This is a genomic window from Microbacterium sp. cx-59, assembly GCF_020805625.1.
Taxonomy (GTDB): domain Bacteria; phylum Actinomycetota; class Actinomycetes; order Actinomycetales; family Microbacteriaceae; genus Microbacterium.
The window spans coordinates 384,011-399,558 of the sequence record NZ_JAJHGO010000009.1; the positions used below are offsets into that span (position 1 = coordinate 384,011).

Below are 15,548 nucleotides of genomic sequence, written 5' to 3' on the forward strand. Positions count from 1 at the left end.
TCAGTGCTCTCCCTCGGGCTCGAACCACGTCGCATCCGGACCGTCGACGACGATGTCCCAGCGGTACCCCATCGAGAACTCGGGAACCGTCAGGTCGTGGTCGTACGTCGAGATCAGGCGGTCGCGGTCCTTCTGGTCGCGGATCGTGTTGTAGATCGGGTCGAGCGCGAACAGCGGGTCGCTCGGGAAGTACATCTGCGTGATGATCCGCTGCGTGAAGCCCGTGCCGAACAGCGAGAAGTGGATGTGCGCCGGCCGCCACGCGTTGATGTGGTTCTTCCACGGGTACGGCCCCGGCTTGATCGTGGTGAAGAAGTACTCGCCGTCCTCGCCGGTCACCATGCGCCCTGCGCCCGTGAAGTTCGGGTCGAGGGGAGCCGGATGCTGATCGCGCTGGTGGATGTATCGTCCCGCCGCGTTCGCCTGCCACACCTCGATCAGCTGGTTGCGCACCGGACGACCCCACGCGTCGACCACGCGGCCGGCGACGGTGATGCGCTCGCCCAGCGGTTCGCCGGAGTGCTGCAGGGTGAGGTCGGCCTCGATCGCGGCGACGTCGCGCTGACCGTACGCCGGGGAGGACAGCTCGATCGTCTCGGGATCGACCAGGCGCGGGTTCTTCGTCGGATGGCGCAGCACGCTCGACCGGTACGGCCGGAAGTCGTAGAGCGTGGTCGGCACCGATTCGCCGCGGGCGTCGCGCGCCGCGGCATCGGCGTGGAGCTCCGCGATCTCGGCGGTGATCTCGCGCTGGCTGGGCATATCGGGCGAGGCGAGCAGCGACTCGGGCGCAGCGGCCTTGACGGCCTGCTCACTGGCGGCGCGAGCCGGATCGGCAGCGATCATGGGGTCTCCTTCGACGTTCCACACACGTGCACCCAGAGTCGCACCGGAGGGCCCTCCCCCGGCACTAATGTTCTCAATCAGTGGGAATCCGGATGCCGAAGCGCGCGCGTCAGATCTTTCGCGGCCTGCATCACGAGCGGGGCGAGGCGCCGCTCGTGATGGGCGTCGTCGAGATGGGCCACGATCCCGATGGCCGCCACCGGCAGGCCCGGCACGACGCCGAGTGCCGCGGCGACCGAGAAGTTGCCGAGCGTCATCTCCTCACGGGTGGTCGCGTACCCGCGCCCCCGCGCCCGCTCGATATCTGCCCGCAGCCGCACCGGATCGGTGATCGACAACCGCGTCTCGAGCTCCAGCGGCGCCGCCAGGTACGCCTCGAGCCAGCCCTCGTCGCGCGTGGCGAGGAGCGCCTTACCGACGCCCGTCGCGTGCAGCGGGTGGCGCCCGCCGCTTCGGCTGATCGTCGGCACTGATCCGCGTCCCGTGATGCGCCCGACGAAGATGGCGGATGCGGCCGCCGGAGTCGGATCGTCGAGCACCGCGAGATGCACGTTCTCGCCCGTCGCCTCGTACAACCGCACCATGTGCGGCAGCGCGGTCTCGCGCAGGTGCGCCGCGAGCGGTGAGAGCTCGCCGATCTCCCACAGTCGCGCCCCCACGGCGTACCGATGCCCGGGGGTGCGCGTCAGCATCCCGAGCTCCACCATCATGCCGATCAGGCGGTGCACGGTCGACAGCGCGAGCCCCGAACGGGCGGCCAGTTGACTCGCGGTGAGCTGCGGATCGTCGTCGGTGAAGGCGGCCAGCACGTCCATCGCCCGCCGCAGCACACCGTCGCTCATGCCCGTCCCCTCCTCCGCCGAGGCTACCCGGGCGGAGGCGCCAGTGCCCGGGCACGACCCGCCGCGCGCCCGGGCGCGACCCGCCGCTCGGCCCGGGCGCGACCCGCCGCGCGGCGCGGGTGCGACCCGCCGCCCTCCGCCGTGCGTCGCCTACGATCGGGACATGAGCGCTGCCCGGACGATCGCCCGCTGGGCGCTCGGGGCGGGCCTCGTCTTCGCCGGCACAGGCCACCTGACCTTCGCGCGGCAGTCGTTCGTCGCGCAGGTGCCGCAGTGGCTGCCCCTGCCGGTCGATCTCGTGGTCGTCGCTTCGGGCGTGGTCGAGATCGCGCTCGGGCTGGCGCTCCTTCTGCTCGCACGACACCGCGTGCTCGTCAGCTGGATCGTCGCCGCGTTCTTCGTCGCCGTGTTCCCCGGCAACATCGAGCAGTTCGTGCGCGGGACGGATGCGTTCGGCCTCGACACCGACCTCGCCCGCGGCATCCGCCTCCTCTTCCAGCCGCTGCTGGTCGTCTGGGCGCTCTGGTCGACCGGCGCCTGGCGCGCGTGGCGCACCCGGAACTCGCGCGAACGGCCGGTTCCGCCCGCCCGCTGACCCGGCAGACTCCCAGTGAGTGAGAACTGTCTGCGGATGCGGCGCCCCGCCGCGCGAAGCTGACTTCCGCATCCGATTGCCTGACCGTCGAAGGAGACGTCATGACCACCGCCGACCGTACGCGCGTCGCAATCGTGGGAGCGGGGCCCGCCGGCCTGCTTCTGTCGCACCTGCTGGCCGCCTCCGGCATCGAGTCGATCGTGGTCGACCGGCGCTCGCGCGAAGAGATCGAGAACACGATCCGTGCCGGCATCCTCGAGCAGGGCACGGTCGATCTGCTGGTCGAGAGCGGCGCGTCGACGCGCGTTCTGGAAGACGGCAACCGGCACGACGGCATCGAGCTGCGTTTCGCCGGCGAGGGTCACCGCATCGACTTCCCCTCCCTCACCGGGCGGAGTGTGTGGCTCTATCCGCAGCACGAGGTGCTCCGCGACCTCGTCGCCGCGCGCCTCGCGGCGGGGCAGGATCTTCGTCTGGGCATCACCGTCGAACGGGTCGAAGACGCCGAGACGACCCGCCCGCGCGTGATCGGCACGGATGCGGACGGCCACCCCTTCGAGATCGAGGCGGACGTCGTCGTCGGTGCCGACGGTTCCCGATCGGCGGTGCGCTCGGCCGTCACCGGCGGCATCCGCAGCGACCTCTTCCGCGAGTACCCGTTCGCGTGGTTCGGCATCCTCTGCGATGCCCCGCCGAGCGCCGACGAGCTGATCTACAGCAACTCCCCGGACGGGTTCGCCCTGATCAGCCAGCGGAGCGCGACCGTGCAGCGGATGTACTTCCAGTGCGACCCCGACACCGACCCGGATTCCCTCAGCGACGCGCAGATCTGGGCCGAGTTGCAGGCGCGCGTGCCAGGCACGACCCTGCACGAGGGGCACATCTTCCAGCGTGACGTGCTGCGGTTCCGGAGCTTCGTCGCCCACCAGCTGCGGCGCGGCCGGGTGGCGCTGATCGGCGACGCCGCGCACACCGTGCCGCCGACGGGCGCGAAGGGGATGAATCTCGCGGTCGCCGACGTCGTGCTGCTGGACCGTGCCCTCGGCGCGCTGCTGGTCGAGAACGACGAGCGCCCGTTCGACGCGTTCGCCGAGACGGCGCTGCGCCGCATCTGGAAGGCGCAGCACTTCTCCTGGTGGATGACGAGCATGCTGCACGTCTCGCCGGATGCCTCGCAGTTCGACCGGGAACGCCAGCTCGGCGAGCTGCGCTCGGTCGTGGAGTCCGAGGCCGGCCGCACCTACCTCGCCGAGGCCTACACCGGCTGGCCGTTCGAAACCAGGCTGCCCTGACCCCCTCCCCGGCTCACTACCCGCGAGACAGCATGCGGGCCGCGAGACAGCGGTCGGGAGCCGACGTCTCGCGGCTGCACTGCAGTCTCGCGGTCAAGAGGGGGCGGGCGGGGGCGGGCGGGATGAGGCGGAGTAGAGTCCCGTGCTCGTGACCCCTTCGCCGCGCGGCCCGCGCATCGCCCTGCTCGTCTGCGCGGTGTGCCTGATCGCGGCGAACATGCGCGCGACGATCACGGGGGTCGGGCCGCTGCTCGATCAGATCGCCGACGACCAGGGCACGACGAGCGCGGCACTCGGGGCGCTGGCGTCGGTGCCGCTGCTCACCTGGGCGATCGTCTCCCCCGCCACCCACGCGCTGTCGACGCGGTTCGGGATGTCGCGAGTGGTGCTGTGGGCGATGATCGCGCTCGGCGCGGGAACGGCCTGGCGCTCCTGGCCGGGGGCATCGGTGAACCTCTGGCTGGGCACCGTGCTCATCGGTGTCGCACTCGCGGTGGCCAACGTCCTGATGCCGGCCGTCGTCAAGCGCGATTTCGGCACCCGCGTCCCGCTCATGATGGCCGTCTACACGGCCCTCCTCGGCGGCGTGGGCGCCGTGGCGTCGGGCGTCGTCGTGCCGATCTCGCAGGCCGTCGGCGGCGAATCGGACGGATGGCGCATCGCGCTCGCGTCCACATCCGCCCTCCTCCCGATCGCGATCGCCCTCTGGGTGTGGGTGATCGCCCGCTCCCCGCACTCCCCGCCCGCGCGGCGCACCGGCGCGCAGCCCGCCGCTACCACGCGACGCGGTTCGGGAATCTGGACCGACCCGGTCGCCTGGCAGGTCGCCGCGTACATGGGCCTGCAGTCGTCGTCGTTCTACATGCTCGTGACGTGGCTGGCGCCGTTCGCGGCGTCGCACGGCCGGTCAGCGGTGGCGGCCGGATTCGACGTGATGATCTTCCAGGTCATGGGCGTCATCGGCTCGCTGGCCGTGCCGCTCGCCCTGCGCGGCCGCGCCCGGCGGTGGGTGCCGGCCGCGCTCCCCGTCGGTGGCGTCGTCGCCGGCATCGGCCTGATCGTGGCGCCCGACGCGCTGACCCTCTGGGCCGCGTGCGGCGGACTCGCGGCCGGCGCATCGCTCAACATGTCACTCACCCTCATGGCGGAGCGCGCCCGCGACCCGGCGACCTCGTCGGCCCTGTCGGGCATGTCGCAGTCGGTCGGCTACCTCTTCGCCGCGGCCGGGCCGATCTCGTTCGGCGCGCTGCACGCGCTCGACCCCGGGTGGACGGCGCCGCTGCTTCTGCTGATCGCGGTGCTCGTGGCGCAGTTCGCCGTCGGGGTGGCCGCGGGCCGCGACCGGTTCGTTCTCGAACGGCGCTGACTCCCGGCATCCCACGGCGCCCGCACCTCGCGGCGCCGACATCCCACGGCACCCGCCCCTAATCGGAGAACGCGATGCGGCGCAGCAGCCCGGCGAGCTGCGCGCGCTCGCGCTCGTCGAGGTCGGCGTGCAGCGTCCGTTCCGCCACCCGCGCCGACTCGAGCGCCAGCGCGTGCAGCGCGCGTCCGGCATCCGTTGCCCGCACCACGTTCGCCCGGCGGTCGGCCGGGTCGGGTCGGCGTTCCACGAGTCCGCGCCGCTGCAGGTCGTCGACGAGAGCGACGACCTGGCTGGGGTCGAGCCGGAGGAACGCCGCGAGCTCACGCTGACTCGGGCGGGCCCCGTCGGCGACGAGCGCGAGCACCGAGTACGAGCGCACCTTCAGCCCGTGCGGCGCGAGCGCCGCGTTTCCGGCCGCCAGCGAGAGCGCGTTCGCGCGGGCAAGAAGAAAGCTCACGTCGTCGGTCAGCGACGACGTCGACAGGTCACCCGCCGCATCCGTGCTCCGGGTCGCACGCGCTTCGCGCACGGAGGGCGCATCGCTCGACGTCATGACCGAAGAGTAGCAAAGAGTGTGCGAAACAATAATTGACAATTTCAACGACTAGGCGCTTCAATGAAGACACCAACGAAGGAGTTCCCCATGTCTCTCGACGGCAAAGTCGCCATCGTCACCGGATCCGGCCGCGGACTCGGCCTCGCGTACGCGCAGGAGCTCGCCCGGCAGGGCGCCGCCGTCGTCATCAACGACGTGGATGCGGACACCGCCGCCGAGGCCGTCGCGGGCATCGAGAGCGCGGGCGGCAAAGCCGTCGCCGTGGTCGCCCCGGTCGGCTCCTCCGACACCGCGAAGGAGCTCGTGCGCACAGCCGTCGACACCTTCGGCCGGCTCGACATCCTCGTCACGAACGCCGGGGTGCTCCGCGACACCGTGCTGTGGAAGATGAGCGACGACGACTTCGACACGGTCATCGGAGTGCACCTGCGCGGCACGTTCACGTGCGTCCGCGAGGCCGCCACCTACATGCGCGAGAACCAAATCGCCGGTCGCATCATCTGCATCGGATCACCGACCGGCCAGCGCGGCAACTTCGGCCAGACCAACTACGCAGCCGCCAAGGCCGGCATCGTCGGCATGGTGCGCACCTGGGCGCTCGAGCTGAAGAAGGCGGGTATCACCGCGAACGCCGTGATCCCGGTGGCCGCGACCGCGATGACGGCGACCGTGCCGTACTTCGCCGCGGCCGTGGAGGCGGATGCGGCGGGCGACCCGATGCCGGCGTTCTACCGCCACGATCTCGGCTTCGGCACCTCCGACGACGTCTCGGGGCTGATCGCCTACCTCGCCTCCGATGCCGCATCCGGTGTGACCGGTCAGGCGATCGGGGTCGGTGGCGACCGCATCCAGCTCTGGTCGCATCCCGAGCCGGTGGTCACGGCCTACCGCGACGGCGGCTGGACCTACGCCGCACTCGAAGACGAGTTCCCCGCCGTGATCGGTGACCACGCGCAGTCCGTCGGCGAGCGCTTCCCGGCCCTGCCGGAAGATCTGCAGCGTCCCTGACTCCGGATGCTCGGGCTCGCGCCCGGGCACCCGTCTCGCGCGAAGGAGCCGAGATGACCCGTTACGAACCCGCCATCGATGTCGCCGCGGTCCGGGCGATCGACGTGCACGTGCACATCGAGGTCGATGCCCATGGGCACTCGTCCCTGCCGGACGACCTGGCCGATGCCGCATCCGCCTATTTCAGTGCCGACGTCGGCCGGCCCGACCTCGACGGGGTCGCGCAGTACTACCGCGAGCGGCAGATGGCCGCTGTCGTCTTCACGGTCGATGCGGAGACGGCACTCGGCCACGCCCCGCTCTCCAGCGAGGAGATCGCCGAGGGCGCTGCCCGCAACAACGACGTGCTCATCCCGTTCGGCTCGGTCGATCCACGGAAGGGCGCAGCGGCCGTCGATCGCGCCCGCCGACTCATCGAGGACCACGGCGTGCGGGGCTTCAAGTTCCACCCGACCGTGCAGGGCTTCGACCCGAGCGACGAGGCGTGGTTCCCGCTCTACGCAGCCCTGCAGGACGCCGGTGTCGTGGCGCTCTTCCACACCGGCCAGACCGGGATCGGCGCGGGGATGCGGGGCGGACGCGGCTTTCGGCTCGCCCTGTCGAACCCGATGCTGCTCGACACCGTCGCGGCGGAGTTCCCCGACCTGCAGATCATCATGGCGCACCCGTCCGTGCCGTGGCAGGACGAAGCCATCTCGGTGGCGACCCACAAGCACAACACGTGGATCGATCTGTCCGGGTGGAGCCCGAAGTACTTTCCGCCGCAGCTCGTGCGCGCCGCGAACTCGTTCCTGAAGAAGCGAATCCTGTTCGGTTCGGATTTTCCGCTGCTCACCCCCGACCGCTGGCTTCGCGACGTCGAACTGACCGACCTGAAGCCCGAGGCGATGCCCGGCATCCTGAAGGACAACGCGGTTCGCCTGTTCGGACTGGGCTGATCGTGCCCCCTCTGCTGCGCAGCGCGTCGCCGTTCGGCGTCGACGCCCTCGGCTTCGCGGGGGCGCACCTCAGCCCGGCGGCCGTCGCCGCGCTGACGCGGCTCGACGAGGTGCTCGGCAGCGCGGTGCATCCGCAGCTCGCCGCGGCGTGGGAGACGGCGACCCTGCCCGCATCCGTCCTCGATCCCCTCATCGCCCTCGACCTCATGCGCCCGGACGGCGTGGATGCGGACGAGGCCGCGTCCTCGATGTTCTCCGGATGGCGCACCTACGTGCTGGCGCGCACCGACGCGTCGATCGCGACCGCGTACAACGCGCAGTCGGGCCTGTTCCGAACCGCGGTCCGCCTCGGCGGCTCCCCCGCGCAGTTCGCGGCGCTCGACGACGAGATCGCGGCGTTCCGCATCCGCGGCGTCTTCGCCCTCACCGAACCCGGGCACGGATCCGACATCGCCGGCGGCCTCGAGACCACGGCGCGGCGGGACGGCGACGCGTGGGTGATCGACGGCGCGAAGCGGTGGATCGGCGGCGCCGACACCGCCGACGTGCTGGTCGTGTTCGCGCGCGACGTCGCCGACCGGCAGGTGAAGGCGTTCCTGGTTCCGCGCACCGCGCCCGGCGTCACGCTCACCCGCATCGAGGGCAAGGTGTCGCTCAGGCCCATGCAGAACTTCGACGTCGCGCTCGACGGCGTCCGCGTGGCGGAAACCGATCGGCTGCCGCGGGTGCGGGCGTGGCGTGACGTCGCCGGTATCCTCCGCGCGCTCCGCTCCGACGTCGCGTGGATCGCGACGGGGATGCAGGCCGGCGCGCTCGATGCCGCCCTCCGCTACGTCGGCGCGCGCGAGCAGTTCGGCGGCCCGCTCGGCGGGTTCCAGCTCGTGCAGGAGAAGCTCGCCCGGATGCTCGGAAACCTCACCTCCTCGCTCGGGATCGTGACCCGGCTCTCGGCCGCACAGGACGCGGGCGATGTGCGCGATGAGACGTCCGCGCTCGCGAAGATGCAGACCGCGCTGCTCGCGCGCGAGACCGTGTCGCTCGCCCGCGAGATCCAGGGCGGCAACGGCATCCTCCTCGCCCACGACGCGGCACGGTTCTTCGCGGATGCGGAATCCGTCTACTCGTACGAGGGCACGCACGACATCAACGCCCTCATCGTCGGACGCGCACTCACCGGCGAATCCGCGTTCACCTGACCCGCCGCACGCCCGACGGGCGGCATCCGACCCCTCTCATCCACCAAGAGCTCAGCCACCACGAACTCAGCCACCACGAGGAGACACCACATGACCACGACCGCCGCCTACCCCGACGCCCCGACCCTCGTCGGTACCGACCTCGGCTGGACCGACTGGGTCGAGGTCACCCAGGACCGGGTGGACCTGTTCGCGGACGCAACCGACGACCACCAGTGGATCCACGTCGACCCGGAGCGCGCGAAGGACGGCCCGTTCGGTGCGCCGATCGCGCACGGGTTCCTGTCGCTGTCGCTGACGGTGAAGTTCTGGTCGGAGCTCTTCGATCTCGACGGCGTCACGACGAAGGTGAACTACGGCCTCGACAAGGTGCGTTTCGTCTCGCCGGTGAAGGTCGGATCCCGCGTCCGCGGCGGGGCGGTGATCGCCGAGGTGACCGAGGTCGCCGGCGGCTACCAGTTCGCCGTCGACCAGACGATCGAGATCGAGGGCGGCACGAAGCCCGCCGTCGTCGCCCGCGGGCTCTACCGCTTCTACGCCTGACCCGCACACACCGAACGCGCCACCTCGACGAAGAGGACACGACGATGCAGAACCACGGACTTGGCTCCTGGATGGCCACCCGGCGACGGAAGAATCCCGACAAGCCCGCCGTGATCTTCGGCGACGGCGAGGTGCTCACCTACCGGGCCTTCGCCGACGCGGCGGACCGGATCTCGGCAGTGCTCTCGCAGCGCGGGATCGGCAAGGGGGATGCGGTCGCGTATCTCGGTGAGAACAGCCCAGAGTTCCTGCAGGTGCTGTTCGCGTGCGCGCAGCTCGGCGCGGTGTTCGTGCCGGTGAACACCCGGCTCGCCCCGCCCGAGGTGACCCACGTGCTCACCGACTCGGGCGCGCGGGCGCTGATCCACGACGCGGAGTTCGCCGGCCGGGTCGCCGACGGCATCGAGGCGGCGCAGATCGCGCACGCGATCCTCACGGGCGACGGGGCCGCCGGCATCCCCGGGCTCCGGCAGTGGATGGCCGAGGCGGGCGCCGGCCATGCCGATGTCGCCGTCGGGCTCGATGACCCGGCCGCCATCGTCTACACCTCGGGCACGACGGGCAAGGCGAAGGGCGCGGTGCTCTCGCACGGCAACCTCACCTGGTGCGCCATGAACTGCATCATCGATTACGACGTCGTCTCCACCGACATCGCCCTGATGATCTCGCCGCTGTTCCACGTCGCATCGCTCGGCATGGGCGCGTTGCCCGTGATCCTCAAGGGCGCCACCATCGTGCTCGAGAAGGGGTTCGAGGCCGGCCGCGCGCTCGCACTCATCGAACGCCACCGCGTGACGATGCTGAGCGGTGTGCCGACGACCTACCAGCTGATGGCCGATCACCCGAGCTGGCCGGATGCCGACACCTCCAGCCTGCAGAAGCTCACGTGCGGCGGCTCGGCCGTGCCCACCCGCATCCTGAACGCCTTCGAGGAGCGCGGACTGTCGTTCTCGCAGGGGTACGGGATGACCGAGACCTCGCCCGGAGCGACCGCGCTCGCCCCCGACATGACGCGCACGAAGCAGGGCAGCGTCGGGCTGCCGCACTTCTTCACGGACGTCCGGATCGCCGATGACGCGGGGCGGATGGTGCCGCGCGGCACCGTCGGCGAGATCGAGATCTCCGGCCCGAACGTGTTCCTCGGGTACCACGGACTCCCCGACGCGACAGCTGCCGCGTTCACCGACGACGGCTGGTTCCGCTCCGGCGACCTCGGCTATCTCGACGAGGACGGGTACCTCTACATCGCCGATCGACTGAAGGACATGATCATCTCCGGCGGCGAGAACATCTATCCGGCCGAGGTCGAGAACCTGATCAGCGACATCCGCGGCATCTCCGGTGTCGCCGTGATCGGCGTTCCCGACGAGCGCTGGGGCGAGGTGCCGTGGGCGGTCGTGACGCTCGGCGAGGGAGCGCAGGTGACGACCGAGTCGGTGCGCGCCGAGCTCGACGGGGTGCTCGCCCGCTACAAGCTGCCGAAGAACGTGGTGGTCGTCGACGACCTGCCGCGCACCGCATCCGGCAAGATCCGAAAGCCCGACCTCCGCGCCCGCTTCGGCCGGCGCTGACCCCCGCCCCGCCCGAGCCCTGACTCCGAGCCCAGGCCAGGCCGACCGCGAGACGGGATCGGGGCGCCGAGACATCGGGGTAACCCCACTGTCTCGGCGCGAAGATCCCGTCTCGCGGAATAGGGGCGTCGGGCCGAACGAAGGAAGGGCGGTCAGCGGTCGGCGAGCGCGGAGAGATCCTCGCGCGCGGCGGCCAGCAGTTCGGTGCGCCGCGCACGGTAGGCGGCGATCGACCGGGCGGCCGGCCAATCCTCGTCGAGGAAGTCGCCGGGCAGGCGCGGGTCGGCGCGGAGCAGCGCGAGCCAGTCCGACACGAGCATCGTGAGCGCAGATGCCGGAGGCACGGATGCGGCGAGCACCGCCGGGTCGTCCCACACCGCGAGGAACCGCTCGTGGGCGGCTCGCAGCGCGTCGAGATCCCACGCGCCGCGCACCGACGCGGCGAGCGGGAACTCCGGCAGGTCCTGCGCGCGGAACGCCACGACGCACGACTCCGGGAGCTCGTCGCGGAGCGAGCCGAGCGCGGCGACGAGGTCGACAGCCCCGGGCGCCACCCACAGTCCGTCGCGCACCGGCGCGAAGCCCTCCCAGGTGAGCGCGGCACGCAGCCGGTGCCGAAGCGTCCGCTGACCCTCGGGCACCGAGAATGTCACGAGCGTCCATCCCTGTCCCTGGGGCGAGAACGGATGCGGGGAGTGCACGCGCTGAGATGCCTCGCGCAGCACCTCGCGGCCGTGATCGGTGAGACCGTACTCGACCCCCCGGCCGACGCGGCCGCGGGTGAGGAACCCGCGAAGCACCATGCGGTCGAGTGTCGCACGGGCCGTCGGCACGGCGACCCCGGCGCCCTCGAGCACGTCGAGATAGACGCCCGCACGCACCGGATCGTCCATGCCCACGTCGAGCTGCTCGCCGAGAAGGGCGAGGAGGAGCTGTTTGGGGTTGCGGGCGGATGCCGCATCCGGAGTCGTGTCCGCGGCGCGCGCCTGCGTGGCGATGGCCGGCACGTCAGGCGACCGGCCGCACGGCTTCGCCGCGCTTGGCGCGCTGGATCTGCTCGTACACGTGCGTGCGGAGCTCGGTGAAGCGCGGCAGCGCGCGCGTGGTGATCTGGTCGCGCTCGGGGGCGAGGTCGACCCTGAGGTCTTCCTGCACCCAGGTGGGCGACTTCGAGAGCACGACGACCCGCTCGCCGAGGTAGACGGACTCGTCGATGTCGTGGGTCACGAACAGGATCGACATGCCGCGCTCGAGGTGCAGGCGCCGCACGAGGTCTTCGAGGTCGGCGCGGGTCTGCGCGTCGACCGCCGCGAACGGCTCGTCCATGATGAGCACTTCGGGCTGGTAGGCGACGGCGCGCGCGATGGCGACGCGCTGCTGCATGCCCCCCGACAGCTGCCACGGGTAGCTTCCGGCGGCGTGGTCGAGCCCGACGGCCGCGAGCGCGTCGTCGATCAGCCGGTCGCGCTCGGCCTTGCTGAGCTTCTTATGCTTCAGGGGCAGCTCCACGTTGCCGCGCACGGTGAGCCACGGGTAGAGGCTGCGGCCGTACTCCTGGAAGACGAGGGCCATGTTCGGCGGGGGGCCGGTGACCTTCTTGCCGTCGAGCACGACGGACCCCGCCGTCGGGGAAAGGAGCCCCGCGATGCACTTGAGCAGGGTCGTCTTTCCGCATCCGGACGGACCGACGATGCACACCAGCTCGCCGCGGTTCATCGTGAAATCGATGTCGCCGATCGCCTCGACCGAGCCCGTCGACGATTCGTACACCTTCTTGAGGTGCTCGACCTGCAGGAGTGTGTCAGGCACGCTCCACCTCCTTGATTCCGTGGTACCAGCGCAGAACCCTGCGCTCGACGAGAGTGAAGATGACCGCGAGCAGGATGCCAACGAGACCGAGGAGCACGATGCCGCTCCACATCTCCGCGATCAGATAGTTGCGCTGGAAGTAGGCGATCCGGAAGCCGAGTCCCGATGACGAGTAGAACATCTCCGAGATCACCATCATGATGAGCGCGACCGACAGGGTCTGCCGAACGCCCGCCATGATCCGCGGACTCGCGGCCGGCAGCACCAGTCCGAAGAGCCGCTGCGAGCGGGTGAGCGCGAACGAGCGCGCCGTCTCGGTCATGACCGCATCCGTGCCGCGCACCCCTTCCACGGTGTTCAGCAGCACCGGCCAGAGCGATCCGAACACGATGACGACGATCTTCATGTTGTCGGTCACGCCGAGGAGGGCCACGAACACCGGGATGAGGACGGGCGGCGGGATGGCGCGGAAGAACTCGAGCAGCGGCTCGAGGAGCTCGCGCAGCCAGCGCGTGAGGCCGATGACCGTGCCGGCGGCGACACCGATCGCGACGGCCAGCACGATCGCCAGGGCGAGGCGCGCGAGGCTCGGGATGACGTCGGCGAGAAACGCCGGACCGATCCAGGTCTGGATGAACGCGTCGAGGATCGTCAGCGGCCCGGGGAAGAACTTCGCGGGCGACACCGTGCCCCAGATTCCCCAGATCACGAGCAGCACGATCGGGAGTCCGATCGCGAACCCGACGCTGCGCGAGAGACCGCCCCAGATGGACGGGCGGGCGGGTGCCGTTCGCACGGTGCTCGTGTAGAGGGTCACAGGATCTCCTCCCCGCGCACCGACTGATGCCAGGCGAGGGCCCGGCGCTCGATGGCACGGAAGCCGAGGTTGACGATCAGCCCGAGGACGCCCGTGACGAGCACGATCGCGTACACGGTGGTGATGTTGCCCACGTTGTAGGCCTGCACGATCGTGCGGCCGAGCCCCGGGTTGCCGATGGTCATCTCCGCGGTGACCGCCAGGATGAGGGCGACCGCGGCGGCGAGCCGGAGCCCCGTGAAGATGTACGGCAGGGCGGTGGGCAGCACCAGGCTTCGCAGCTGCGCCGAGCGGGTGAGCCCGAAGCTGCGTGCGGTGTCGCGGGCGACCGTGTCGATGTCGGCGACGCCGTAGAGCACCTGCACGAACACCTGCCAGAAGCACGCGTAGACGATGATCACGAGCGCGGCCTGGATCTGGATGCCGTACGCCAGGATCGCGAGCGGGATGAGGCCGACCGAGGGGATTGGGCGGAGGAACTCCACCATCGAGTGCGTCGCGCGGCGGAGGAACGGGATCATCCCGACCAGCGCACCGAGCGCGATACCGAGCACCGCGGCGATCGCGAGTCCGATCAGCCAGGCGGTCATGGTGCGACCCACGTTCCGCCAGAACTCGAGATCGGTGACCATCTTCGCGAGCTGCGAGAAGGTGTCGACCGCGGAGGGGAGCTGGGTGGGGCTGACGATGCCGGCCATCGCGACGAGCTGCCAGCATCCGAGGAACCCGACGATGCCGAGCACGCCGAGCGCCGCCTTGCGGACGGAACGCGGCGACCGGCGGCGGGTGCGCGGAACGACGATCGTCGAGGTGTGCACCGGCGCGGGAGGGGCGAGGGTCATGAGACGCCTTCCGGGAAGAGGGGATGCGGGGATGCCGCCGCGGGGGCGGCATCCCCGGGAGTCACGACTGCGGCTGGATCAGCGTGTCGAAGTCGGGCTCGGCGTCGATGTAGCCGTACTCGACGGCGAGCGCGGCCAGGTCCTCGATCCCGGCATCGCCGAGCTCGGGCGTGAAGTCGGGCAGTGTGATGGCGGCAGCCGCCGCCTCCGGGATCTCGAGGTTCTTCACGATCGCCGCGCGGACGGCGTCTTCGTTGTCGGTCGCGTAGGCGAGGGCGTCGGTCATCGCCTCGGAGTACGCGGCGACGAGGTCGGGATCGCTGTCGATCTTCTCCTGCGTCGTGAAGTTCGTCAGCACGGTGAGGCCCGGAATCGTGGCCTGGTACGGCGAGACGACGTCGACGCCCCCGGCGCCGACGATCTGGCCGCGGAACGGGTCGGGCGCCCAGCCGGCGTCGATGTTGCCGGCCTCGAGCTGCGCCTTCACATCGGGGAACGCGACCTCGATGAACTCGATCGTGGACGAGTCGCCGCCCGCGTCGTCGACGGCCTTGCGGATGGTGAGGTCGCCCGCGGCGCCGATGCTGTTGACCGATACGCGCTTGCCTGCGAGGTCGGCGGGACTCGTGATGCCCGAGTCACCGAGGGCGACGACCGAGTTGACGTCGGCTCCGTCGGCGAGGCTCGAGGCGTAGTTGCTGAAGATCACGACGCCCAGGTCCTGCAGGCTCGCGCGGATCGGGCCCATCGGCTGCCCGATCGCGAAGTCGATGTCGCCGCTCAGCAGAGCGGGGATCGCCTGCGCGCCGCCCTGCGCGGGCACCACCTCGACGTCGAGGCCGTGCTCCTCGAAGATTCCCGCGTCGATCGCGGCCCAGAGTGCGCCGGTCTCCGCGATGGGGAGCGCCGCCACACGAACGGGCGTCAGCTCCCCGGAGCCTTCGGGGGCGGCGGAGTCGCTCGCCGCGGGGGCGGCCGAGTCGGAGCATCCGGCCAAGGTCAGTGCGGCGACGGCCGCCAGAGCGAATGCTGCAAGGGTCTTCTTCATCGAAGGGCCTCTCAAGGAACGGGTCAGCGGGATGTCGGCCACGGCGCGGCGTCGTCACGCTCGGGCAAGAATGCACCCGCACGCGTCGGCACCGCGGTGTGCTGACTCCGCCATCGTGGGCGACCCAAGCCCCTGTGTCAAGACTTTCGTGACGATCGTCACGATTTCGTTGACTGAATCACGCCCGTCCCGGTTTCGTTGAGCAACCCTCCGCGGTCCGCACGCTGCCCCGATCCGCGGCCCGGGGCGACCCGGTCGTCGCGGACAGCGTGCGGATGG

The 15,548-nt window shown here is 70.8% G+C and carries 16 protein-coding genes; 8 read left to right on the plus strand and 8 right to left on the minus strand.

The annotated features are described in order from the left end of the window. Both pcaH and LMI96_RS13955 read right to left on the minus strand, forming a co-directional pair. Nucleotides 1-846: a protocatechuate 3,4-dioxygenase subunit beta gene (pcaH, locus tag LMI96_RS13950; protein ID WP_228361919.1), complete on the minus strand. Its 846-nt coding sequence runs from the start codon at nt 844-846 to the stop codon at nt 1-3. 77 nt (nt 847-923) lie between these two features. Continuing rightward, entirely contained in the window at nt 924-1,688 is a 765-nt protein-coding gene (locus LMI96_RS13955) for an IclR family transcriptional regulator (protein ID WP_223723174.1), read from the minus strand. 163 nt (nt 1,689-1,851) lie between these two features. On the opposite strand from LMI96_RS13955, the gene LMI96_RS13960 reads away from it, so the two are divergent. From LMI96_RS13960 to LMI96_RS13970, 3 genes are all read left to right on the plus strand, one after another. Continuing rightward, a complete protein-coding gene (locus LMI96_RS13960) occupies nt 1,852-2,283 on the plus strand; it encodes a hypothetical protein (RefSeq protein WP_228361920.1) in 432 nt (143 codons plus the stop codon). A 101-nt stretch (nt 2,284-2,384) separates the two neighbouring features. Then, nucleotides 2,385-3,575, plus strand: coding sequence for a 4-hydroxybenzoate 3-monooxygenase (locus LMI96_RS13965; protein ID WP_228361921.1), 1,191 nt, complete (start codon nt 2,385-2,387; stop codon nt 3,573-3,575). A gap of 148 nt (nt 3,576-3,723) precedes the next feature. After that, nucleotides 3,724-4,941, plus strand: coding sequence for an MFS transporter (locus tag LMI96_RS13970; RefSeq protein WP_228361922.1), 1,218 nt, complete (start codon nt 3,724-3,726; stop codon nt 4,939-4,941). Nucleotides 4,942-4,999: 58 nt separating this feature from the next. On the opposite strand, the gene LMI96_RS13975 is transcribed toward LMI96_RS13970, so the two are convergent. Then, nucleotides 5,000-5,494 (minus strand): MarR family winged helix-turn-helix transcriptional regulator, encoded by a 495-nt coding sequence (locus LMI96_RS13975; protein WP_228361923.1) that lies wholly within the window; start codon nt 5,492-5,494, stop codon nt 5,000-5,002. A gap of 90 nt (nt 5,495-5,584) precedes the next feature. On the opposite strand from LMI96_RS13975, the gene LMI96_RS13980 reads away from it, so the two are divergent. From LMI96_RS13980 to menE, 5 genes are all read left to right on the plus strand, one after another. Continuing rightward, nucleotides 5,585-6,505 (plus strand): SDR family NAD(P)-dependent oxidoreductase, encoded by a 921-nt coding sequence (locus LMI96_RS13980; protein ID WP_228361924.1) that lies wholly within the window; start codon nt 5,585-5,587, stop codon nt 6,503-6,505. 53 nt (nt 6,506-6,558) lie between these two features. Then, nucleotides 6,559-7,443: an amidohydrolase family protein gene (locus LMI96_RS13985; protein ID WP_223723180.1), complete on the plus strand. Its 885-nt coding sequence runs from the start codon at nt 6,559-6,561 to the stop codon at nt 7,441-7,443. 2 nt (nt 7,444-7,445) lie between these two features. Further along, nucleotides 7,446-8,639 carry an acyl-CoA dehydrogenase family protein gene (locus LMI96_RS13990; protein ID WP_374197929.1) on the plus strand — a complete coding sequence of 398 codons (1,194 nt, stop codon included), beginning with the start codon at nt 7,446-7,448 and terminating at the stop codon, nt 8,637-8,639. Between the two features lie 90 nt (nt 8,640-8,729). Continuing rightward, complete coding sequence (locus tag LMI96_RS13995; protein ID WP_223723181.1) at nt 8,730-9,182, plus strand: MaoC family dehydratase; 453 nt, start codon at nt 8,730-8,732, stop codon at nt 9,180-9,182. A 44-nt stretch (nt 9,183-9,226) separates the two neighbouring features. Next, a complete protein-coding gene (gene menE / locus LMI96_RS14000; RefSeq protein ID WP_228361925.1) occupies nt 9,227-10,753 on the plus strand; it encodes an o-succinylbenzoate--CoA ligase in 1,527 nt (508 codons plus the stop codon). A 152-nt stretch (nt 10,754-10,905) separates the two neighbouring features. On the opposite strand, the gene LMI96_RS14005 is transcribed toward menE, so the two are convergent. The 5 genes from LMI96_RS14005 to LMI96_RS14025 form a co-directional block, all read right to left on the minus strand. After that, a complete protein-coding gene (locus LMI96_RS14005; protein ID WP_223723182.1) occupies nt 10,906-11,760 on the minus strand; it encodes a PaaX family transcriptional regulator C-terminal domain-containing protein in 855 nt (284 codons plus the stop codon). Nucleotide 11,761: 1 nt separating this feature from the next. After that, nucleotides 11,762-12,562: an ABC transporter ATP-binding protein gene (locus LMI96_RS14010; RefSeq protein ID WP_228361926.1), complete on the minus strand. Its 801-nt coding sequence runs from the start codon at nt 12,560-12,562 to the stop codon at nt 11,762-11,764. Beyond that, complete coding sequence (locus tag LMI96_RS14015) at nt 12,555-13,379, minus strand: ABC transporter permease (RefSeq protein ID WP_228361927.1); 825 nt, start codon at nt 13,377-13,379, stop codon at nt 12,555-12,557. Before LMI96_RS14015 ends, LMI96_RS14010 begins: the two co-directional genes overlap by 8 nt. Then, nucleotides 13,376-14,221, minus strand: coding sequence for an ABC transporter permease (locus LMI96_RS14020; RefSeq protein WP_228361928.1), 846 nt, complete (start codon nt 14,219-14,221; stop codon nt 13,376-13,378). The genes LMI96_RS14015 and LMI96_RS14020 overlap by 4 nt, the downstream gene beginning before the upstream one ends. Before the next feature lie 61 nt (nt 14,222-14,282). After that, nucleotides 14,283-15,269 carry an ABC transporter substrate-binding protein gene (locus LMI96_RS14025; RefSeq protein WP_228361929.1) on the minus strand — a complete coding sequence of 329 codons (987 nt, stop codon included), beginning with the start codon at nt 15,267-15,269 and terminating at the stop codon, nt 14,283-14,285. Between the last annotated feature and the right edge of the window lie 279 nt (nt 15,270-15,548).

Coding starts and splice junctions, on each gene's coding strand:
- LMI96_RS13960 (WP_228361920.1), top strand. CDS start 1,852: ATGAGCGCTGCCCGGACGATCGCCCGCTGGGCGCTCGGGGCGGGCCTC.
- LMI96_RS14020 (WP_228361928.1), bottom strand. CDS start 14,221: ATGACCCTCGCCCCTCCCGCGCCGGTGCACACCTCGACGATCGTCGTT.
- LMI96_RS13985 (WP_223723180.1), top strand. CDS start 6,559: ATGACCCGTTACGAACCCGCCATCGATGTCGCCGCGGTCCGGGCGATC.
- LMI96_RS13980 (WP_228361924.1), top strand. CDS start 5,585: ATGTCTCTCGACGGCAAAGTCGCCATCGTCACCGGATCCGGCCGCGGA.
- LMI96_RS14025 (WP_228361929.1), bottom strand. CDS start 15,269: ATGAAGAAGACCCTTGCAGCATTCGCTCTGGCGGCCGTCGCCGCACTG.
- pcaH (WP_228361919.1), bottom strand. CDS start 846: ATGATCGCTGCCGATCCGGCTCGCGCCGCCAGTGAGCAGGCCGTCAAG.
- menE (WP_228361925.1), top strand. CDS start 9,227: ATGCAGAACCACGGACTTGGCTCCTGGATGGCCACCCGGCGACGGAAG.
- LMI96_RS13955 (WP_223723174.1), bottom strand. CDS start 1,688: ATGAGCGACGGTGTGCTGCGGCGGGCGATGGACGTGCTGGCCGCCTTC.
- LMI96_RS13975 (WP_228361923.1), bottom strand. CDS start 5,494: ATGACGTCGAGCGATGCGCCCTCCGTGCGCGAAGCGCGTGCGACCCGG.
- LMI96_RS13995 (WP_223723181.1), top strand. CDS start 8,730: ATGACCACGACCGCCGCCTACCCCGACGCCCCGACCCTCGTCGGTACC.
- LMI96_RS13965 (WP_228361921.1), top strand. CDS start 2,385: ATGACCACCGCCGACCGTACGCGCGTCGCAATCGTGGGAGCGGGGCCC.